Raw genomic sequence first — 17228 nt, 5'->3', positions numbered from 1 at the left:
GCTACGAGACCGCCGCAAGGTGCAGCCGGGCGGCTTCGCGGATATCGGCGGCGAGCTGTTCGACGTGCCGCGGATCGGCGTCCCATGCAAACATGAAGCGCGCCCCGCCGCCGATGAAGGTGTAGAAGCGCCAGCCGCGCGCCCGCAACGTCGCCAGCACCGGCTCCGGCGCCTTGACGAAGACCGAATTCGCCTCGACCGGGAACAGAAGTTCGACCCCCTCGACGGTGGCGACCGCCTCGGCCAGCCGTGCCGCGCAGGCATTGCCGTGCCGGGCATTGCGCAGCCAGGCGCCGGTCTGCAGCAGGCCGATCCAGGGGGCTGAGAGGAAGCGCATCTTGGAGGCGAGCTGCCCCGCCTGCTTGCAGCGGTAGTCGAAATCCGCCGCGAGCGAGCGGTCGAAGAAGATCACCGCCTCGCCGACGGCCATGCCGTTCTTGGTGCCGCCGAAGCACAGCACGTCCACGCCGGCCTGCCACGTCATCTCGGCCGGCGTGCAGCGAAGGCTGGCGCAGGCATGGGCAAAGCGCGCCCCGTCCATGTGCAGCTTCAGTCCCAGCTCGCGGCACAGGGCGGCAATGGCCCGTATTTCGTCGAGGCTGTAGACAAGCCCGGTCTCCGTCGGCTGGGTGATGGTCACCACCCGCGGCTTGGGGAAGTGGATGTCGGAACGGCTGGTGGCGAGCACGCGGATCATCTCCGGCGTCAGCTTGGACCTGCCGGGAGGCGCGACCAGCAACTTGGAGCCATTTGAGAAGAATTCAGGCGCGCCGCATTCATCGGTTTCGACATGCGCCGAGGCCGTGCAGATCACACTGTGAAAGGACTGGCAGAGTGAGGCCAGTGCCAGCGAGTTCGCCGCCGTTCCGTTGAAGACGAAGAACACGTCGCAATCGGTGGCAAAGAGTTCCCGGAAGGCATTCGCCGCTTCGCTCGTCCATTCGTCATCGCCATAGGCGACGCAGGAGCCGTCATTGGCACGGGCCATGGCCGCCCACGCTTCGGGACAGATGCCGGCATAATTGTCGCTGGCGAATTGCTGCGGTGACGGCACCATGTCCCCCCTTTCAGCCGTTGCTGTCATCTGCCGTTGGCGCGGTCATCCGGCGAGGTCGCCGACGACGCGAACCCGTACGCGCAGCGGATCGCCGGGAATGTAGGACATCGGCGTGTCCTCGATGTCGAGCACGTCGAGCGTCGCCTCATCCGCGCCGGCGGCGACCGCTTGCGCTCGGGCGGCGGCGAGCGTCTCGGAAATCGCCCGTTCGCGCGGCACGCCGTAGAAGATGCGCTCGCTCTCGCCGCTGACCTGCGCCATCGCCGCCCCCACGGCGTTGGCGACGCCGGCATGCTCGACCTTGAGGACGGTCGAGACACCGGGAAGGCTGTCCGGCACCAGGAAGGCGCCGCCGCCCACGGCGATGACCGGCAGATCGCCGGCGCTGGTCTTCATCCGGTCGACGAGATCGGCAAGCCGGCCGGTGATCCAGCGCTGCGCCATGTCCGTGAGGGCGGCGGGCAGGTCCGCCAGCCGGCCCGCATCGCCGAGTTCGATCAGGCCGAGACGCACCCCGATATCGGTCAGCGTCAGCGTGTCGCCGCCGGCGACGCGCGCCTTTTCGAGCAGCCGGAAGCCGACGCTGTCGGGCCCGACGGCGAAGGGCTCGTCGCGCACGACGGTACCGCCGCCGAGGGCCACCGCCACCACGTCCGGCATGCGGAAGAAGGTCCGCACGCCGCCGATGTCGACCTGCGTGTTGGCCTGGCGCGGAAAGCCGGCCCGCAGCATGCCGGCATCGGTGGTAGTGCCGCCCACATCGAGTACCACGGCATCGGCGAGCCCGGAGAGAAGATGCGCGCCGCGCATGCTGTTGGTCGGCCCGGAAGCGAAGCAGAGCACCGGAACGCGTTCCGCCTCCTCGGCCCGCAGCACCGTGCCGTCGTTCTGCGTGAGGTAGAGCGGGCCTTCGAGCCCGGTTTCGGCGATGGCCTGCCGGAAAGCGGCCACCGTCCGCCCCGCCAGCCCGTGCAGGGCGCTGTTGAGGATGGTGGCGTTCTCGCGCTCGATCAGCCCGATGCGTCCGAGATGGCTGGAGAGCGTGACCGTCACCTCGGGCGCGACCTCGGCGAGGATCGCCGCCGCCTCGGCCTCGCAGTCGGCGATCAGCGGGGAGAAAACGGCGGTGATCGCGGCGGCGGTGACGCCGCTGTCGCGGATTGCCTGGGCTGCCCGGCGCATGCCCGCCCGGTCGAAGGCGACGATGGGCCGCCCATCGAATTCGTGGCCGCCCTCCAGCAGGAAGACCGGCCCCTCCACGGCGCGGCGCAGATCGTCCGGCCAGTCGGCCAGAGGGGGGATCGAGGAGGCCGCCGGCAGGCCGATGCGGATGACGGCGACCCGCGACAGCCCGCGCCGTTCTATCACCGCATTGGTGAAATGGGTCGTCCCGATCATCACCGCCCGCACATCCCGCACGGCGCCGTCCGCACCGCCGAGGACGTGCGCAAGCGCGTTCTTCACGCCCGCCGTCACGTCCGCCGTGGTCGGGGTCTTGATGGAGCGCAGGATCGTGCTGTCGTCGAGCAGCACGGCGTCGGTGTTGGTGCCGCCCACATCGATGCCGATGCGCTTCATGGGACCAGTTCCTCGAACGGGCGGTAGTCGAAATCGTAGCCGAAGGCGCGCGGCCCCACGACCGCCAGCCCCTCCGGGCTGCGCATGATCGGGTCGGCAGCCAGCACGATCACCGCCACGCGCTGGCCGTAGCGGATCACCTCGGCGCCGATCGCCTCGGCGCTCTCCTCGTCGAGCACGGTGATGAGGTCCGGCACCGAGGCCACCAGCGTGCCGTCGCGGCGGGCGACGGAGAACTCGTTCTGGAAGTCGATGAGCATCTCCCGCCCCTGATGCGCGCCGCCACCGGCAAGCCGCACCGTGCCGCGCACGAAGCCGCCTTCCGTCCGCCGCGAGACGTCCTCCACCTTGCCCGTGAAGGCGAGCCGGGCCTGCGCGCCGCCCGCCACCGCAGCCACCGGGTCGGCACCGGCGGCCCTGGCCGCCTGGATGCTGCGCCCGATGGCGATGGCACGCGACACCGAGCGCAGGATGGCATGCGCCTTCACCTCGGCACCCGAGCGGGGCGCGGTGCAGGTACCAGCGATGGAGCCGAGCTCCACCACGATGCGTCGGCCGATCCGCTCGACGCGAGTGGCGCTTTCGGCGCGCGGGATCAGCACCGCGTTGTCGCGGATGTCGGCGATGGCGAAGGGCGCCACCTCCAACCCGCGAATGGCGAAGCTGGCCATCTGGGCCTCGGGGAAGGCGCGGCCCATCGTGTCGGCATCTACCACCGGCAGGCCGAGCTCCATGCCGACCAGCATGGCGAAGAAGGCGTTCTCGCCGCCGATCTCGATCGACATGATCGCGTCGAACGGCGCGCCGGTATGCGCCTCCATGAGCCGCACGGCGCGGCAGATCGACTGCGGCTCCGGCAGCCGCTCCTTGGTGACCAGCGGCGCGCCCATGATGCACACCACGGCAACGCGGGCGTCGTCCGCGAGCTCGTCCGGGTCGATGAGGCGGATGCGCCGGCCGCGGCGATACTCCGCCTGCGCGCACATGAGTTCGAGATGCGGATGGTTGCCGCCGCCGGTGCCGAGCACGCCCGCGCCGATGGCGAGCGCCTCCAGTTCGTCATAGTCGAGTTCACGCATGAATCTGCTGCCTTGAAGGGTCAGGCGTCGACGAGCCAGACGGACTGGCTCGGCCAGGAAAACACGGCGCTCGCCCCTCGCTCGGGCGCGGGAACCGCGGCGCTCTGGTGGGCGGTGATGCGCCTTCCATCCGGCAGGCGGCCGACGATCTGCTGCACCGCCCCGGAGAACATGATTTCCTCGATCCGCGCCTCGATCCGCCCGTCATGGCTCTCCGGGGCGGTGGCGCCGACGGCGATGGTCTCCGGCCGCACCACAAGCGCGACCGGCGCGCCGGCTGGGCGGTTGCCGCGCTGGGCGGGATTGAGGAACAGGGTGAGCGGCAGGCCGGTCGCCTCGACCCGGCCATCGCCGCCGAGCTGCGCGTCGAACAGGTTGGCATTGCCGACGAAGTCCGCGACGAAGCGCGTGGCGGGCCGGCGGTAGAGATTTTCCGGCGTGTCGAACTGCTCCAGCGCGCCGCTATTCATCACGGCGATGCGGTCGGAGAGGGTCAGCGCCTCCTCCTGGTCGTGGGTGACGGCGACGAAGGTGAGGCCGAGCTCGCGGTGGATGGTCTTCAGCTCCGCCTGCATCTGCTTGCGCAGCTTGAGGTCGAGCGCGCCGAGCGGCTCGTCGAGCAGCAGCACGGCCGGCCGCACGATGAGCGCCCGCCCGAGCGCCACGCGCTGGGCCTGCCCGCCCGAGATCTGGCTGACGCGGCGCTCGCCGAAGCCCTTGAGGTTGACCAGCTCCAGCATGGCCTCGACCCGGCGGGCGATCTCCGCCTTGTCGACCTTGCGCATGCGAAGGCCGAAGGCGAGGTTCTGCGCGACCGTACGGTGCGGGAACAGGGCGTAGTCCTGGAACACCATGGCCGTGTCGCGCTCATAGGGCGTGGCGCCGGCGACGGAGACGCCGTCTATGAGCACATCGCCGGACGAGGGCGTCACGAAGCCGGAGATCATCCGCAGCAGGGTGGACTTGCCGCAGCCGGACGGGCCGAGAATGGTGACGAAGGCGCCGCGCGGTATCTCCATCGAGATTTCGCGCACGGCCGTGGACGCGCCATAGACCTTGCTGACGGCCCGCAGTTCCACGGCATTGGGAGGAAGGTCGCTCATCGCTTACGGCTCGCTTTCGCGCCGGCTCTGGCCGAGGATCCAGATCTGCGCGGAGACGCTGACGGCGAGCGTCGCCAGGATCACCACGGCGGAGAGCGCGTAGATCTTGGGGGAGATGACCTGCCGCAGCGAGGTCCAGATGGCGATGGGCAGGGTCTCGGTGAAGCCGGCGAGGAACCACGCCACGACGAACTCGCCGAAGGCGTCGGTAAAGGCCAGCAGCAGCACGGCGATCAGCGCCGGCGCGATCAGCGGCAGCACCACTTCGCGGAAGGTGACGAATTCGTTCGCCCCGAGATTCATCGCCGCCTCGATATAGCTGCGGCGGAAGCCGAGAAAGCGCGAATAGAGCATCAGCGTCGCATAGCTCGACGTCATCGTCGTGTGCGCCAGCACGATGGCGGGTTGGCCGATGAGGTCGGGCGCGGTGCGGAACAGCACCACCAGCCCGAGACCGAGCACCAGCTGCGGCAGCACCACCGGCCCGAGCACGAGGCAGAGCAGAAGCGACTTCATTCGCACCGGCCGCCAGGCCAGCACCATGGCGGCCGGCATGGCGAGCGCGGTCGAGAGCACCGCCGCCAGTAGCGCGAGCCGGATGCTGGTGAGAAGCGAGCCGATGAGCCGCGCATCCCCGAGGCTGGCCGAAAACCAGCCGGTGGTGAAGCCGTCCAGCGGCAGGCCTGGGATCGCCTTCGCGTCGAAGGCGAACAGCACGATCACCACGATCGGCAGGTAGAGAAAGGCGTAGAGCAACACCGAATACGTCGGCAGCGCCCAGCCGAAGGACCAGCGGTTCACGAGCCGGCCTCCCCGCTCGCGCGCCGGATCCATTTCATCGACACGGCCAGGGCCACGAAGACGAGCACGAGCAGCACCACCGACATGGCCGCGCCGCTCGGCCAGTCGAGCCGGCGCTGGAACTCGTCCTGGATGACCTGCGAGAACATCAGCTGCTTGCCGCCGCCGAGCAGGGCCGGCGTCACGAACTCGCCGAGCCCGAACACGAAACAGAACACGGCGCCGACCACCAGTCCCGGCGCGGAGAGCGGCAGGATCACCTCGAAGAAGGTGCGGGCGGGGCTGGCGTTCAAGTCCATCGCCGCGTCGATCCAACTGTCGTGGATGTTGCTGATGGCGGCGTAGAGCGGCAGCACATAGAGCGGCAGATAGGCGTAGACAAGCCCGATCGCCGTCGAGACGGGGGAATAGAGCAGGAAACTCAGCGGCTCGTCGGCGAGCCCGAGCGCCATCACCGTCTGGTTGATGACGCCGCGCTCGCCGAGCAGCAGCCGCCAGGCGGCCACCCGCATGACGATGCTGACCCAGAAGGGCGCGATCACCGCCACCAGCAGCAGCCCGCGCCAGCGCCCGGCCTTCTTGGCGATGAAGTAGGCGACGGGATAGGCCAGCACGGCGCAGGCGACGGTGACGAACGCCGCCGTCTCCACCGAGAGCAGCAGTGCCCGCCAGATCGCCGGCCGCGCGAAGATCGCGGCGTAATTGTCGAAGGTGAAGTCGGGGATCAGCCGGTAGCTCTTGCTGCGCCAGAAGCTCAGCCCGACCATCAGCACCACCGGGACGACGAAGAAGACGATCTGCCACAGCACCAGCGGCAGCAATCCGGCGGTCGGCAGCAGCGTCGCGAGGGATATACGCCGCCGTTCGGCGCCGGGCATGGCCATCACGCGAAGGCATATTCGGCGCGGGCGAAGGCCGGCGTCGGATAAGCGAGCTTGGAGGGCTTCAACCCCGTCGCCACCATGGCGCGGGCGAAATGCAGCGCCACCTTGCCGGGGTCGATCACCGGGATCGACACGCCGAAATGGCGGTGCAGCGCCTCTTCGACCGCCTGCGCCATGTCGAAGCCGGTACCGGTGCAGCCCATGACGAAGGCCTCCGCGCCATCGCGCTCCACCGCCTCGATGCTCTCGGCGATGATATGGGGAAGGCGGCCCTCGTCCAGCGCCAGCACGCCGGCGCCCGCCGCCCGCACCGAGGCGAGGTTGCGCTCCAGCCCGTAGCGCGCCACGACGCGGCGGATCAGAGGGAACAGCGGCTTCTCGGTGATGAACACCGTGAAGCGGTTCGACAGCATCGCCGCCATGTGGAGCGCAGCCTCCCCCTCGCCGACGACGGGGATCGACACCAGCTCGCGCGCACCCGCCAGGCCGGGATCGGTGAAGCAGGCGATGGTGCAGGCATCCACCCCGTCCGCCTCGGCCTCGCGGGCGAGCCGCATGACCTCGGGCGCGGCCAGAGCCGAGTCGAACTCCGCCTCGATCGAGTGCGTGCCGCGCAGGAGCGGCACGGCGGAAATCTCGACGCCTTCGCCGGCGAAGGAGCGGTACTCGGCCTCGGCCTTGCCCACCAGCTCCTTGGAATCCAGCACCGGCACGATCACGCGTATATGCATGGCGATGCGCTCAGCCCATCTTGAAGGTCTGCCAGGCGTCCGCCCAGGCGTTCTCGTCCACCGGCGCCAAGCTCATCTGGCAATTGGCGACCCACTCCTCCATCTTGTCGAGGCCGAGCGCCTTCACCTGCTCGGCGGTGAGCAGGTCCTTCACCTTGGAATTGGTGACCGCGAACTTATCGGCGCCCCAGGCCATCTGCTTCATCGCCTTGGCGCTGGTCATGTAGTCGAGATAGGCCATGGCCGAGGCGAGATGCTCGGTGCCGCGCACGATCTGCAAGGTCTCCATCCACATGGCGCCGCCCTGCTTGGGGATGGACAATTCGACATCGGCGCCGGCGAGGCGGGCGGTGGTGCGGACATTGTCGCTGGAGGAGCCCCACACCATCCAAGCCTCGCGGTTGACGAGGTCGGATTTCACCGTGCCCATGTCGGCCTGCAGCGCGCGCATGTTCGGGCGGAAGGCGATCATCCGGTCGAGGATCTTCTGCAGCGCCTCGCCGGTGGCGTCTTCCGGCTTGTCCTGGCCGAGCCACCTGCCGGTCATCCAGAGATAGAGCTCGGGCCAGTCGATGATCTCGACCCGCCCCTTCAGCGCGGGGTCCCAGGCCAGCGAGGCGTCGGCGGCGGCCGCCGCCGAAATCCTGTCCGGCCAGTAGACGAAGCCGTTCACGCCGAAGCGGGTCGGGATGCTGTAGACCTTGCCGTCATAGATCGTCTCCGGCCGGTTGCGGAAGGCCGGTAACGTCTCGGCGAGCGAGGGCAGCTTGGCGGTATCGATCGGCAAGGTGAGGCCCGCGGCGGCGAATTTCGAGGTCCACACCGCGTCGGGATTGATGACGTCGAACTTGGTGGTTCCGGCCTGCACGAGGCTCAGCTGCGCGCCGTTGCTCTCGGCCTCCTTGATGTTGAGCTCGACGCCGGTCAGCTCGGTGAAGCCGCGCATCAACTCCGGGTCGTTGTAGCCGGCCCAGGCGAGCACGTTGAGCGGTCCGGTCAGCTTGGCCTCGCCGGCATAGGCGGGGCGGGTCAGGTCCACCTGGCTCGCAATGGTCGCGAACATCGCCGCCTGCGCCCCGAAGCGCAGGACGTCGCGGCGGGTGGGCGAAGGCGGAGTGAGCAGGCGAGACCCGGACATGCGACCATTCCTCTTCCAGCGGCGTGACTACCATCGCGGCTCATGGGCGATGTATAAGGCGTCGGGTCGCGGCCCCTCCATAGTGACCGCAGTCACCGCCCGCCGCCCCGCCCGGCGTTGGCATGGTTTCTGCCTTCGGACCAGGGGTGCGACAATGCGGAGTTGACCCTTATGGCACGCCATGAACGCGTCTACGATCTGCCGACCGGCTATGGTCGGGATCTCGCGCGCGTGCTCGCCCGCGTTGGCCGCGACGACTTCTATGAGAGCGTGATCGACGCCGTGGCCCCGCTGATCCCCTGCGATTTCTGGATCATGGCGCACTACGAGACGGCGGCGCAGCCCCGCATCCTCTCCGAATCGGGCATGGCCCCCCGCGCCAAGTCAGCCTACACCGACAAGCTCTGGCGGCTCGATCCACTCGCACGCGCGCCCTTCGCCGGCGAGGGCCACCGCGCCATTAGCCTCAGGACGCTGTGCGCGGACGGCCCGCTGGACCGCACCTATGCGCGCTATCTCGACGTCGATCTCGGCATTGTCGACGAGCTCGCTTTGCTGCTGCCGCTGGACGAGCGCAGCTTCCTCGCTTTGTGCCTCGACCGGCACAGGGAGGCCTTTGACGAAAGCGAACTCCGCCTCGCCTCCGAAATGCTCGACGTTCTCCTGGAAATGCACCGCCAGCACATCACCCGCATGGTGGAGCGGCAGGTGGCGCACAGTGCGGTGCTTTCCGGCGGAGCGCCGACGGAAATGCTCATCCTCACGGCGGGCGGCACCCGTCTCTTCCAGTCCGAGGGCTGGACGGAGGCAGCGCGACAGGCCTTCGACCTTGCCCTGCTGCCGGCGCATTTCGCTGCGACCGACCGGCACGTCGTCCCTGCCAATGGCGGATGGTGCCTGTTCCGGCCCACCTGCGAGGGCACGGATGCCCTGCTGCATGACGCGCGCATCTTCGTGCTGCGGAGAGAGGCTCAGGATTTCGGCAGCCGCCTCGACCGGCTGGCGCGGCTCTATGGACTTACCGAACGGCAGAAGCAGATCGTGCGGCTCTCCTTCGAGGGCCACCACAATGCGTCCATCGCCCGGGTGCTCAACATTTCCGTCGGCGGCGTGAAGAACCACAAGCTGCGCATCTACGACAAGCTCGACATCACCAGCGAACGCGAGTTGCTGCCAGCCTTCCTGATGAACCTGTGACGGGCGCGCAGGAGCCTCCTCGCGCGGGATCCGAACCGGGGCGCCGAAGGGGCCGCGCGACGCGCCCCGTCACCGTATCGCCGTTCCAGGAGTGTCCGGCACCGGTCCGTCATTTTCCGACGGCGAGATAGGTCAGGATGACCTTGCGCATCGCGCGAATACCCTGCGCATAGTTGTAATTCGGGAACATGGCGTTCCGGAACAGGGCGCCGTCCAGAAAGGTCGAGATCATCGCCGCCGTCTCCGTCGGATTCACCGGACGGAACATGCCCTCGACGATGCCGCGTTGGATCGTCGCCCCGAGCAGCTTGGCCTCCTTGTCGTAGAGGGCCTTGATCGCGCGGTCGGTCGCCGGCGTGTGGTTCTGCGTGTTGGCATAGTCGAGGCTCATCTTCGCAACCTTCTGCAGGGTCACGAACTGGCGGACATGCAGCTCCATCCACAGGCCGATCAGCTTGTCCGGCGCATCGGCGTTGCGACTGATGTCCTCATAATGCGCGAAGGCCTCTTCGACAGTGCGCTCGATGGCCTTCATGAAAAGGCCTTCCTTGTTGCCGAAGTAGTAATAAATTAGGGAGGCGTTCAGGCCGGAGGCGTCGGCGATGTCCTTGATGGTGACCGTGGAGAAATTCTGGCTCGCAAACAGGTCCAGCGCCACCTTGCAAAGGATGTCCGGGGCAGAGCCCGCCTCGTAGCTTTCCTTTCCACCCGATACGATGGAGTCTGCATCCACCAGAATCGACGATCTGCGCGGTCGGCCGGCGGGGTTCTTCTTTTTCTCGGCACCGACTGCGGTGTTCAGACGTCTCTCAATGCCCATCACGCCCTCTTTCGCGCACCGACTCGATTGAGTCGATGCCCTCCCCTCAACCGTTAATATACCACGTCGTCGTGCTCCCTCCGTCGACTACGAGGTTCTGTCCCGTGACATATCGCGCCGAAGCAAGATAGGCGACGGCCTGTGCCACTTCGAGCGGCGTGCCGGCGCGCTTCAACGGGATTCTGCCGACTTCCTCGGCCAAGGCCGGTTCCTTCGCCTGCCAGTCCACCTCGGCGGGGCGGATCGGCCCCGGCAGGACCGCATTGACCCGGATGTCGTGCGGCGCCCATTCGACGGCCATCTGCTGCACGCTCGACAGCACCGCGGCCTTCGACGGGCCATAGGCACCGTTGCCGGGATAGCAGCGCAGGGCGGAGGCGCCGGCGATCGCAATGATCACCCCGCCGCCGCCCTGCCGGATCATTTGCCGGGCGCCGGCTACGGCGAGATGGAAGAAGCCGAGCGTCTGCACCGCGAAGACGAAAGCCCAGTCCTCACTTGATAGATCGAGCAGCCGGCCGCGTCGCGACGCGCCGGCGTTGTTGACGACGATGTCCATGCGGCCGAGCGCAACGACGGCGCGCTCCATGGCCGCGTCGACGGACTGCCGGTCCGCCAGCTCCATCGGCAGGGCGAGGGCTTGGCCGCCGCCGGCCCGGATGTCGGCGGCGGTCGCCTCGGCCGCGGCCATGTCGCGCGCCCCTGTCAGGGCCACCGAAGCACCGAGCGCCGCCAGATTGAGGCAGATGGCGCGGCCGATACCCTTTCCGCCCCCGGACACGAAGGCGGCTTGCCCCGACAGCGGCAGGGCGATTGTGTCCTGGGATGTCTCACGCATCGGATGGTTCTCCTTCCAGCTCGGTGGTCTCGGCGAGTTCGCCGGTCAGGGCGCGGCCGCAGATCCAGCCCCAGGTCATGTTCGGGCCGATCGTGGTGCCCTGCCCGACCGCGCGGCTTCCGAACGGGTTCGCCATGGCGACGCCGGCGCAATGGAGCCCGCCGATCGCGGAGCCGTCCGGGCGGAGCACCTGCCCGCGGCTGTCGGTGCGCGGCCCGCCCTTGGTGGACAGAAAGCTCAGGTTGAACGGCATGGCGACGAAGGGCGGCTCCCGCAGCAGGGCGAGCCGCTCCGGCACGCGCCCGTTCGGCGCGAGCGGATCGAGATGCCGGCCGAAGTCGGGATCGGCTCCCGTGGCGGCGAAGCCGTTGAAGCGCTGCACGGTCGCCTTCAACGCATCGCCCGGCACGCCGATCTGTGTGGCAAGCCCGTCGAGGTCGCCGGCGCGGCGCATGAAGGCGGGGTCGGCGCGCAGGAAGTGGTTCATCACCGGCGAGGCCCGCAGCAGGGCGGCATCGGCCACCAGCCAGGCGGGAAGATGCGCGAAGGCTCCGGTTTCCGGATCCTTCTGCAACAACACCTCTCCAAGATTGAACAGGTATTCGTTCACGAAGCGCTTGCCGTCGCGATCGACCAGCAGTGCGGACGGCTCTCGGTGGTGGAAGGTACCGAGCGGCAGATCGAGGCCTCGCGCGCGTGCCGGAATGGCTGGAGCGATATTTGCCTGGTCCATCCGCGCCAGCACCGCTCCGACCGCCTCAGCCATGCGGTGGCCGTCGCCGAGATTGGACGGCGCGCTGGCGATGAAATCCACGGGTCCGGGGAAATGTGTCTTACGCCGTTCCTCGTCGCGCTCGAAGCCTCCGCAGGCGAGGACGACGCCGCGCCGGGCCTGCAGGCGGATCGTTTCGCCGCGCCGTTCCGCGCGCAGACCGTTCACCGCTCCTTCGCCGTCGGTGATCAGCTCGACGGCACGGGTGTCCGTCAGGATACGGCCGCCGGCCCGGATGAGACCGCCCACCAGACCGCGCACCAGTGCCGTGCCCTGCGCTCGCCGGCCGGTGGCCATGCGGGCGGCCACCGCCGGAAATGCGCCGAGTACGGCCCGCAGCGGGTAGTGCCAGGCGTCGTACCGCCGCATCTCCGCATAGGTGAGCATGTGCGGTACATGCGGCGCGCGGATGCGCCGCGGCCACCCGTATGCGGCAGCAGGCGGGAGTGGGCGCGGCGACAGCATCCGCCCGCGGCGGCAGGCCCCGGCATGGAGCGGATAGGGATCCGCCTCCTCCAGCAACTCGAAGACGAGCGGCGTCATGGCCTCGACGAAGGCCAGCATGGCGGGAGCCTCGACGACGAAGCGGCGCCAGAGCGCATCCTCGACCTCCTGCCAGCCCGGCGGCGCGCAGGCGCGAATATAGGCGAGCGCCTCCTGCGGCGAATCCGCGATGCCGGCGGCCCGTGCCCGATGATTGGCCGGAATCCACGTCCCCCCGCCGGACATCGCGGTCGTACCCCCGACGAGGCCGGAGCTTTCCAGCACCACGACATCAAGGCCCGCCGCGGCGGCGACCAGCCCGGCCGTCAGCCCGGCTCCACCCGAACCGACGACGAGGACGTCGTGGCTGCGGTCGAAGCCTGCCGATCCGACGCGGGCCGCTGCATGGGCGGTCATGGCGGGATCAGGTGAAGCCGGTGACGGCATGGGGCTCGTACAGCTCCTCCAGCGCCGCACGGGTCGCCGGATCGAGCGTCAGCTCGACCGCCTGGCTCAGATCCTCCAGATGCTCCAACCGCGTCGCGCCGATCACCGGGGCGACGACGGGCCCCTTGCCGAGCAGCCAGGCCAGCGCGACCTGGGCAGGCGAGCGCCCGAGCCCGGCGGCCACCGTGATGAGGCGCTCGACGACGAGCCGGTCGGATTCATAGGCCCGGCTGTAGAGCACCGGCGTGTAGCCGTCGCTCTTCTCGCGCGCGCTGCCGGCCTGCCAGGGTCGGGTGAGCCTTCCGCGCGCCAGCGGGCTCCACGGAATGACGCCGACGCCTTCCTCGGCGCAGAGCGGCAGCATCTCCCGCTCCTCCTCGCGGTAGAGCAGGTTGATGTGGTTCTGCATGGCGACGAAGCGGGACCAGCCATTGGCGCGCTGGATCTGGATCGCCTTGGAAAGTTGCCAGGCATGCATGGACGAGGCGCCGAGATAGCGGGCCTTGCCCGCCTTGACCACGTCGTTGAGCGCCTCCAGCGTCTCCTCGATCGGCGTCGCATAGTCCCAGCGATGGATCATATAGACATCGACATAGTCCATCTGCAGCCGCTTCAGGCTGGCGTCGATCTCCGCCATGATCGCCTTGCGCGAGAGGCCGGCGCCGTTCGGGCCGGGCCGCACCCGGTTGAACACCTTGGTCAGCACCACGACGTCCTCGCGGGGGGCGAAGCCCTTGAGCGTCGCGCCCAGCACCTCCTCGCTGGCGCCGCCGGCATAGGCATTCGCCGTGTCGAAGAAATTGATCCCGAGGTCGAGCGCCTTCCTCAGGAAGGGCCGGCTCTCCTCCTCGGTGAAGAGCCAGCCATGCGAGCCCGTCGGCCCTTTCGCATAGGGCATGCAGCCGAGGCACAGGCGCGACACGTCGAGTCCGGTTTTTCCGAGTTTGGCATAGATCATCGTCGCTACGCTTCCCTATCGATCCCGAGGCGCTCAGGCCGGCCGCGCCATTCGCTCGCGCACATAGTCGGCGAGCTGCCAGACCGGCTTTTCCAGATGGCTGAGACGCCCGGCCTTCGCATAGGAGGAATAGGCGCCGATCTGCTGGAGCGTGTTGACCTCGACATCCTCTTCCGCGATGACCGCGCCATTGGTCTTCATGGTCTGCATCAGCTCGTCGAAATTCGGCATGTCGCGGGCGTCCTTGCGCACCAGGAAATGCCGGATCCACCAGGTCCGGTTGGCCGAGAGCGGCAGGATCGTCGTCCACCGCACCGCATCGGCGCTGGTGCCGATCAGGTTGAGCGGGAAGACGTGATACAGGCTGCCGATGCGCTCCTGCTCCTCGGTCATCCCCTCGAAGGAGGGCAGCCCCGACTTGTGGACGAACTCGGTCGGCACGTCCTCGCGCAGCGGATGGCGCAGGCACACCCAGCCCTGATCGGGCTCGTGCATGTCCTCGCCCCAGCTCAGCTCACCGGGGCTGTGCGGCTGCAGCGTCTTCGCGTGCGCGCCGATGTGGTGGTAACACTCCATGAAGGTCTCGACGGCGATCTTCCAGTTGAACGGGCAGTTGAACTCCATCGAGAAGCCGACGATCAGGTCGTCAATGTCGATATGGGCGAACTCCTCGATCATGCCTTTGAGCCGGGGCGCCAGCGGGGGCGCGTCGCCGGAGAAGTTGATGTAGATCGTGCCGAGAACGATCTCGGAGCGGATCTCCGGCAGGCTGCACGCCTTGGGGTCGAAGCCCTCGGCCTTGTCCATGAAGGGGGCGACCTTCAGCTGGCCGTCGAGCCCATAGCCCCAGCGATGGAACGGGCAGGAGAACAGTTTGGTATTGCCGGAGCCGCTGGCGACCGGAGCCCAGCGATGCAGGCAGGTGCGCGACATGACGCGGATACGGTCCGGCCCGCGCACCGCCATCAGCGGCTCGCCGAGAATGTCGATGGTGAAGTAGTCGCCGGCCTTCTGGAGCTGCGCGATATGCCCGATGGCCAGCCACTCCCTGCGGAAGATGCGCTGTTTCTCCAGCTCGAAAAAGGCTTCCGACGTATAGGCAGCGGCCGGCAGCGTCTCGGCGACGGACAGGTCCTGCCCCGCGCCGGCCTGGACTTCGGCGAGCAGGCGATCGAGATCGCCGTCGAGCGCATTGCGAAGGGTGACGTTCGCGTTCATGGGATTCTCGCCTCCGTGTCCCTGTCCATCGTGATCAATGCAGTGCCGCGCCGGAGACGCCGCGCGGGGCAGGCTCCCCGGCAGCGTGTGCGGCGATCTCCCGCTTGACGATCGGGAGGACCTCCGCGCCGAAGCGCTCCAGCGACCGCCGCGCCATGGCGAACGGCATGTCGCCGAACTGGAAGAAGGTGCTGTAATGGGTGCAGCCGGTGGCGCGGATTTCGCCGATCATCCGTTCGGCCACCTCGTCCGGCGGGCCGATCAGCAGGTTGCTGCGGAAGGTGTCGAGCGGCGGCTCGTCCGGCAGCGGCGGCACGTCGATCATCGCGCCGGTGCTGGTGATGTCCGGGCTGCGCAGGCCGGTCGCCATGCGGCCGACGAAGCGGGCGCAGTCGGCGGCCGCCATCGCCTCGTCCCGGCTGTCGGTGACGTGGATATATTGCTGGAGGCCGATCGGCATCGGCCGGGGATCGAGCCCGGCCTCCGACCAGCTCCGGCGCATCTGCCGGGCGAGCCCGACCAGCGCGTCGGAGCCGCGCCAGCCGGCGGTGACGAAGGGCGTCGCGCCCAGCGGAGCGAAGCGCCGCAGCACGGTCGGGTTGGCCGAGGTGATGAACAGCGGCGGCAGCGGCTTCTGCACGGGGCGCAGCAGCACGGGGGTGTCGGGCAGGCCGAGCGCCTGCGCCGCCTGCGTCACTGTGCCGGTGGTGAGCGCCTCTTCGAGCACGTCCCAGTATTTCAGGAAGACATCGCCGCGCGTCTCGACATCGACCCCGTAGCGGGCGAATTCGAAGGGCTGATAGCCGGAACCGACCCCGAGCACCACGCGGCCGCCGCTCAGTTGGTCGACCAGGGCGATCTCCTGGGCGACGCGCATCGGCTGATAGAGCGGCAGCACGATCACCGCGCTGCCGAGCCGGATCCGCGTGGTGGCGCTGGCCATGTGGGCCATCATCAGCAGCGGCGAGACGCTGATCGAGTAGTTGGTGAAATGATGTTCGGCAAACCAGGCAATGTCGAGCCCGACCTCTTCCGCCAGCCGCACCATGTTGCGGGTGTCGTCGAGGATGCCGGCGACGCCGCCCGGATGGCTGCGGTAGGACATGAGATTGAAGAGGCCGAACTCCACTGGGAAGGCGCCATGGCTGGCGGAACGGCCGGCCGGCCGATGGTCGCTGATATCCATCATCGTGCTCCGTAGCCTTTCGAGTAATATTGCTCGATGCGGCGCTGGACCAGCGACAGCAGGGTCGTCGCGACGAGGTACCAGAAGCAGGCCACCAGCAGCAGGGGTATGGTCTGGAAGGTGCGCGAATAGATGATCTGCACCGAGTAAAGCAGGTCGTGCAGCGCCACCATCGACACGATCGAGGTGCCCTTGAGCATGCCGATGGTCTGGTTGCCGGTGGGCGGCACGATGAACCGCATCGCCTGCGGCAGCACGACGAGGCGCATGGTCTGCCAGCGGTTGAGCCCCAGCGCCTTGGTGGCGTCGCGCTGGCCGGCGGGAACCGATTCCAGGCCGGCCCGCACGATCTCCGCCATGTAGGCGCCCTCGTTGAGCCCCAGGCCGAGCAACGCCGCGGTATAGGGGGTGATCAGGTCGTTGAACGAGCCCTGGAGGAAGACCGTGTCGGTGAAGGGAATGCCGATGGAATAGCTCGGATAGAGCGCGGCGAGATTGTACCAGAAGATCAGTTGCACCAGCACCGGCGTGCCGCGGAAGAACCAGATATAGGTGGCGCTGAAGCTGCGCAGCGAGGTGTTTGCCGACAGGCCCATGAGAGCGAGCAGGATTCCGAGCAGGACGCCGACGGCCATGACGGCGGCGGTCAGCCAGAGTGTCGTCGCGAAACCCTGCAGCACGACCGGATCGAACAGATATTCGCCGACCACCGGCCACTGGAAGCGCGGATTGGTGGCGACGCTGTTGAGGGCCAGCAGGCCCAGGCCGAGGCCGGCTATGAGGAACAGCCGGTTGCGGATCGCTGCGGGCGAATAGTCCCGAGGGCCAAAGAATGCTCTGCCGGAAGGTCGGGCGCGGACATTTTCGGCTCCGGCTTTGGACATCGGGCAGGCTCCGGTCTTCCGAGGGGACGGGTGAAGGCGCACTGGCACCCGCCA

General features: G+C 68.3%; 16 protein-coding genes. 1 reads left to right on the top strand and 15 read right to left on the bottom strand.

Translation table 11 applies throughout. From position 1 onward, the window contains the following. Window position 1: 1 nt before the first annotated feature. From J2X65_RS20715 to J2X65_RS20680, 8 genes are read right to left on the bottom strand one after another with little or no spacing between them, the layout of a single operon-like run. Window positions 2-1057, bottom strand: coding sequence for a low specificity L-threonine aldolase (locus J2X65_RS20715; RefSeq protein WP_310205112.1), 1056 nt, complete (start codon window positions 1055-1057; stop codon window positions 2-4). A gap of 42 nt (window positions 1058-1099) precedes the next feature. Next, window positions 1100-2635 carry a hydantoinase/oxoprolinase family protein gene (locus J2X65_RS20710; protein WP_310205110.1) on the bottom strand — a complete coding sequence of 512 codons (1536 nt, stop codon included), beginning with the start codon at window positions 2633-2635 and terminating at the stop codon, window positions 1100-1102. Continuing rightward, complete coding sequence (locus tag J2X65_RS20705) at window positions 2632-3714, bottom strand: DUF917 domain-containing protein (RefSeq protein ID WP_310205107.1); 1083 nt, start codon at window positions 3712-3714, stop codon at window positions 2632-2634. Before J2X65_RS20705 ends, J2X65_RS20710 begins: the two co-directional genes overlap by 4 nt. A 20-nt stretch (window positions 3715-3734) precedes the next feature. After that, complete coding sequence (locus J2X65_RS20700; RefSeq protein WP_310205104.1) at window positions 3735-4817, bottom strand: ABC transporter ATP-binding protein; 1083 nt, start codon at window positions 4815-4817, stop codon at window positions 3735-3737. Between the two features lie 3 nt (window positions 4818-4820). Beyond that, the gene (locus J2X65_RS20695; RefSeq protein WP_310205102.1) at window positions 4821-5618 is read right to left on the bottom strand and encodes an ABC transporter permease; all 798 of its coding nucleotides are present in this window, start codon (window positions 5616-5618) and stop codon (window positions 4821-4823) included. Then, window positions 5615-6496, bottom strand: coding sequence for an ABC transporter permease (locus J2X65_RS20690; protein WP_310205099.1), 882 nt, complete (start codon window positions 6494-6496; stop codon window positions 5615-5617). The genes J2X65_RS20695 and J2X65_RS20690 overlap by 4 nt, the downstream gene beginning before the upstream one ends. Window positions 6497-6501: 5 nt before the next feature. Beyond that, window positions 6502-7233 (bottom strand): aspartate/glutamate racemase family protein, encoded by a 732-nt coding sequence (locus J2X65_RS20685; protein WP_310205097.1) that lies wholly within the window; start codon window positions 7231-7233, stop codon window positions 6502-6504. A 10-nt stretch (window positions 7234-7243) separates the two neighbouring features. Beyond that, complete coding sequence (locus J2X65_RS20680; protein WP_310205094.1) at window positions 7244-8371, bottom strand: extracellular solute-binding protein; 1128 nt, start codon at window positions 8369-8371, stop codon at window positions 7244-7246. Between the two features lie 171 nt (window positions 8372-8542). Here J2X65_RS20680 and J2X65_RS20675 point away from each other — a divergent pair, with 171 nt between their 5' ends. Further along, a complete protein-coding gene (locus tag J2X65_RS20675; RefSeq protein WP_310205091.1) occupies window positions 8543-9568 on the top strand; it encodes a helix-turn-helix transcriptional regulator in 1026 nt (341 codons plus the stop codon). A gap of 109 nt (window positions 9569-9677) precedes the next feature. Here J2X65_RS20675 and J2X65_RS20670 read toward each other — a convergent pair whose 3' ends face one another. Genes J2X65_RS20670 through J2X65_RS20640 form a run of 7 tightly spaced genes read right to left on the bottom strand, consistent with a single transcriptional unit; the run spans window position 9678 to window position 17174 of the window. Further along, window positions 9678-10388 (bottom strand): TetR/AcrR family transcriptional regulator, encoded by a 711-nt coding sequence (locus J2X65_RS20670; RefSeq protein ID WP_310205342.1) that lies wholly within the window; start codon window positions 10386-10388, stop codon window positions 9678-9680. 46 nt (window positions 10389-10434) lie between these two features. Continuing rightward, entirely contained in the window at window positions 10435-11226 is a 792-nt protein-coding gene (locus J2X65_RS20665; protein ID WP_310205088.1) for an SDR family oxidoreductase, read from the bottom strand. After that, complete coding sequence (locus tag J2X65_RS20660) at window positions 11219-12898, bottom strand: FAD-dependent oxidoreductase (protein WP_310205084.1); 1680 nt, start codon at window positions 12896-12898, stop codon at window positions 11219-11221. The genes J2X65_RS20665 and J2X65_RS20660 overlap by 8 nt, the downstream gene beginning before the upstream one ends. 7 nt (window positions 12899-12905) lie before the next feature. Next, window positions 12906-13886: an aldo/keto reductase gene (locus J2X65_RS20655; RefSeq protein WP_310205081.1), complete on the bottom strand. Its 981-nt coding sequence runs from the start codon at window positions 13884-13886 to the stop codon at window positions 12906-12908. 33 nt (window positions 13887-13919) lie between these two features. Next, entirely contained in the window at window positions 13920-15104 is a 1185-nt protein-coding gene (locus J2X65_RS20650; RefSeq protein WP_310205079.1) for an aromatic ring-hydroxylating dioxygenase subunit alpha, read from the bottom strand. A gap of 34 nt (window positions 15105-15138) precedes the next feature. After that, on the bottom strand, window positions 15139-16290 hold the full coding sequence (locus tag J2X65_RS20645) for an LLM class flavin-dependent oxidoreductase (protein WP_310205076.1): 1152 nt from the start codon (window positions 16288-16290) through the stop codon (window positions 15139-15141). After that, window positions 16290-17174: an amino acid ABC transporter permease gene (locus J2X65_RS20640; RefSeq protein WP_310205073.1), complete on the bottom strand. Its 885-nt coding sequence runs from the start codon at window positions 17172-17174 to the stop codon at window positions 16290-16292. The genes J2X65_RS20645 and J2X65_RS20640 overlap by 1 nt, the downstream gene beginning before the upstream one ends. Window positions 17175-17228: the final 54 nt, after the last annotated feature.

The organism is Ancylobacter sp. 3268, from assembly GCF_031456575.1.
In the GTDB taxonomy this organism is placed as follows: Bacteria; Pseudomonadota; Alphaproteobacteria; order Rhizobiales; family Xanthobacteraceae; genus Ancylobacter.
This window is presented reverse-complemented; position numbering and strand designations above follow the sequence as displayed.

What these genes read in the sequence shown, in the direction of transcription:
- J2X65_RS20655 (WP_310205081.1), bottom strand. Translation starts at nt 13,886, where the DNA reads ATGATCTATGCCAAACTCGGAAAAACCGGACTCGACGTGTCGCGCCTG.
- J2X65_RS20690 (WP_310205099.1), bottom strand. Translation starts at nt 6,496, where the DNA reads ATGCCCGGCGCCGAACGGCGGCGTATATCCCTCGCGACGCTGCTGCCG.
- J2X65_RS20670 (WP_310205342.1), bottom strand. Translation starts at nt 10,388, where the DNA reads ATGGGCATTGAGAGACGTCTGAACACCGCAGTCGGTGCCGAGAAAAAG.
- J2X65_RS20710 (WP_310205110.1), bottom strand. Translation starts at nt 2,635, where the DNA reads ATGAAGCGCATCGGCATCGATGTGGGCGGCACCAACACCGACGCCGTG.
- J2X65_RS20675 (WP_310205091.1), top strand. Translation starts at nt 8,543, where the DNA reads ATGGCACGCCATGAACGCGTCTACGATCTGCCGACCGGCTATGGTCGG.
- J2X65_RS20660 (WP_310205084.1), bottom strand. Translation starts at nt 12,898, where the DNA reads ATGACCGCCCATGCAGCGGCCCGCGTCGGATCGGCAGGCTTCGACCGC.
- J2X65_RS20715 (WP_310205112.1), bottom strand. Translation starts at nt 1,057, where the DNA reads ATGGTGCCGTCACCGCAGCAATTCGCCAGCGACAATTATGCCGGCATC.
- J2X65_RS20640 (WP_310205073.1), bottom strand. Translation starts at nt 17,174, where the DNA reads ATGTCCAAAGCCGGAGCCGAAAATGTCCGCGCCCGACCTTCCGGCAGA.
- J2X65_RS20645 (WP_310205076.1), bottom strand. Translation starts at nt 16,290, where the DNA reads ATGGATATCAGCGACCATCGGCCGGCCGGCCGTTCCGCCAGCCATGGC.
- J2X65_RS20700 (WP_310205104.1), bottom strand. Translation starts at nt 4,817, where the DNA reads ATGAGCGACCTTCCTCCCAATGCCGTGGAACTGCGGGCCGTCAGCAAG.
- J2X65_RS20705 (WP_310205107.1), bottom strand. Translation starts at nt 3,714, where the DNA reads ATGCGTGAACTCGACTATGACGAACTGGAGGCGCTCGCCATCGGCGCG.
- J2X65_RS20685 (WP_310205097.1), bottom strand. Translation starts at nt 7,233, where the DNA reads ATGCATATACGCGTGATCGTGCCGGTGCTGGATTCCAAGGAGCTGGTG.
- J2X65_RS20665 (WP_310205088.1), bottom strand. Translation starts at nt 11,226, where the DNA reads ATGCGTGAGACATCCCAGGACACAATCGCCCTGCCGCTGTCGGGGCAA.
- J2X65_RS20650 (WP_310205079.1), bottom strand. Translation starts at nt 15,104, where the DNA reads ATGAACGCGAACGTCACCCTTCGCAATGCGCTCGACGGCGATCTCGAT.
- J2X65_RS20680 (WP_310205094.1), bottom strand. Translation starts at nt 8,371, where the DNA reads ATGTCCGGGTCTCGCCTGCTCACTCCGCCTTCGCCCACCCGCCGCGAC.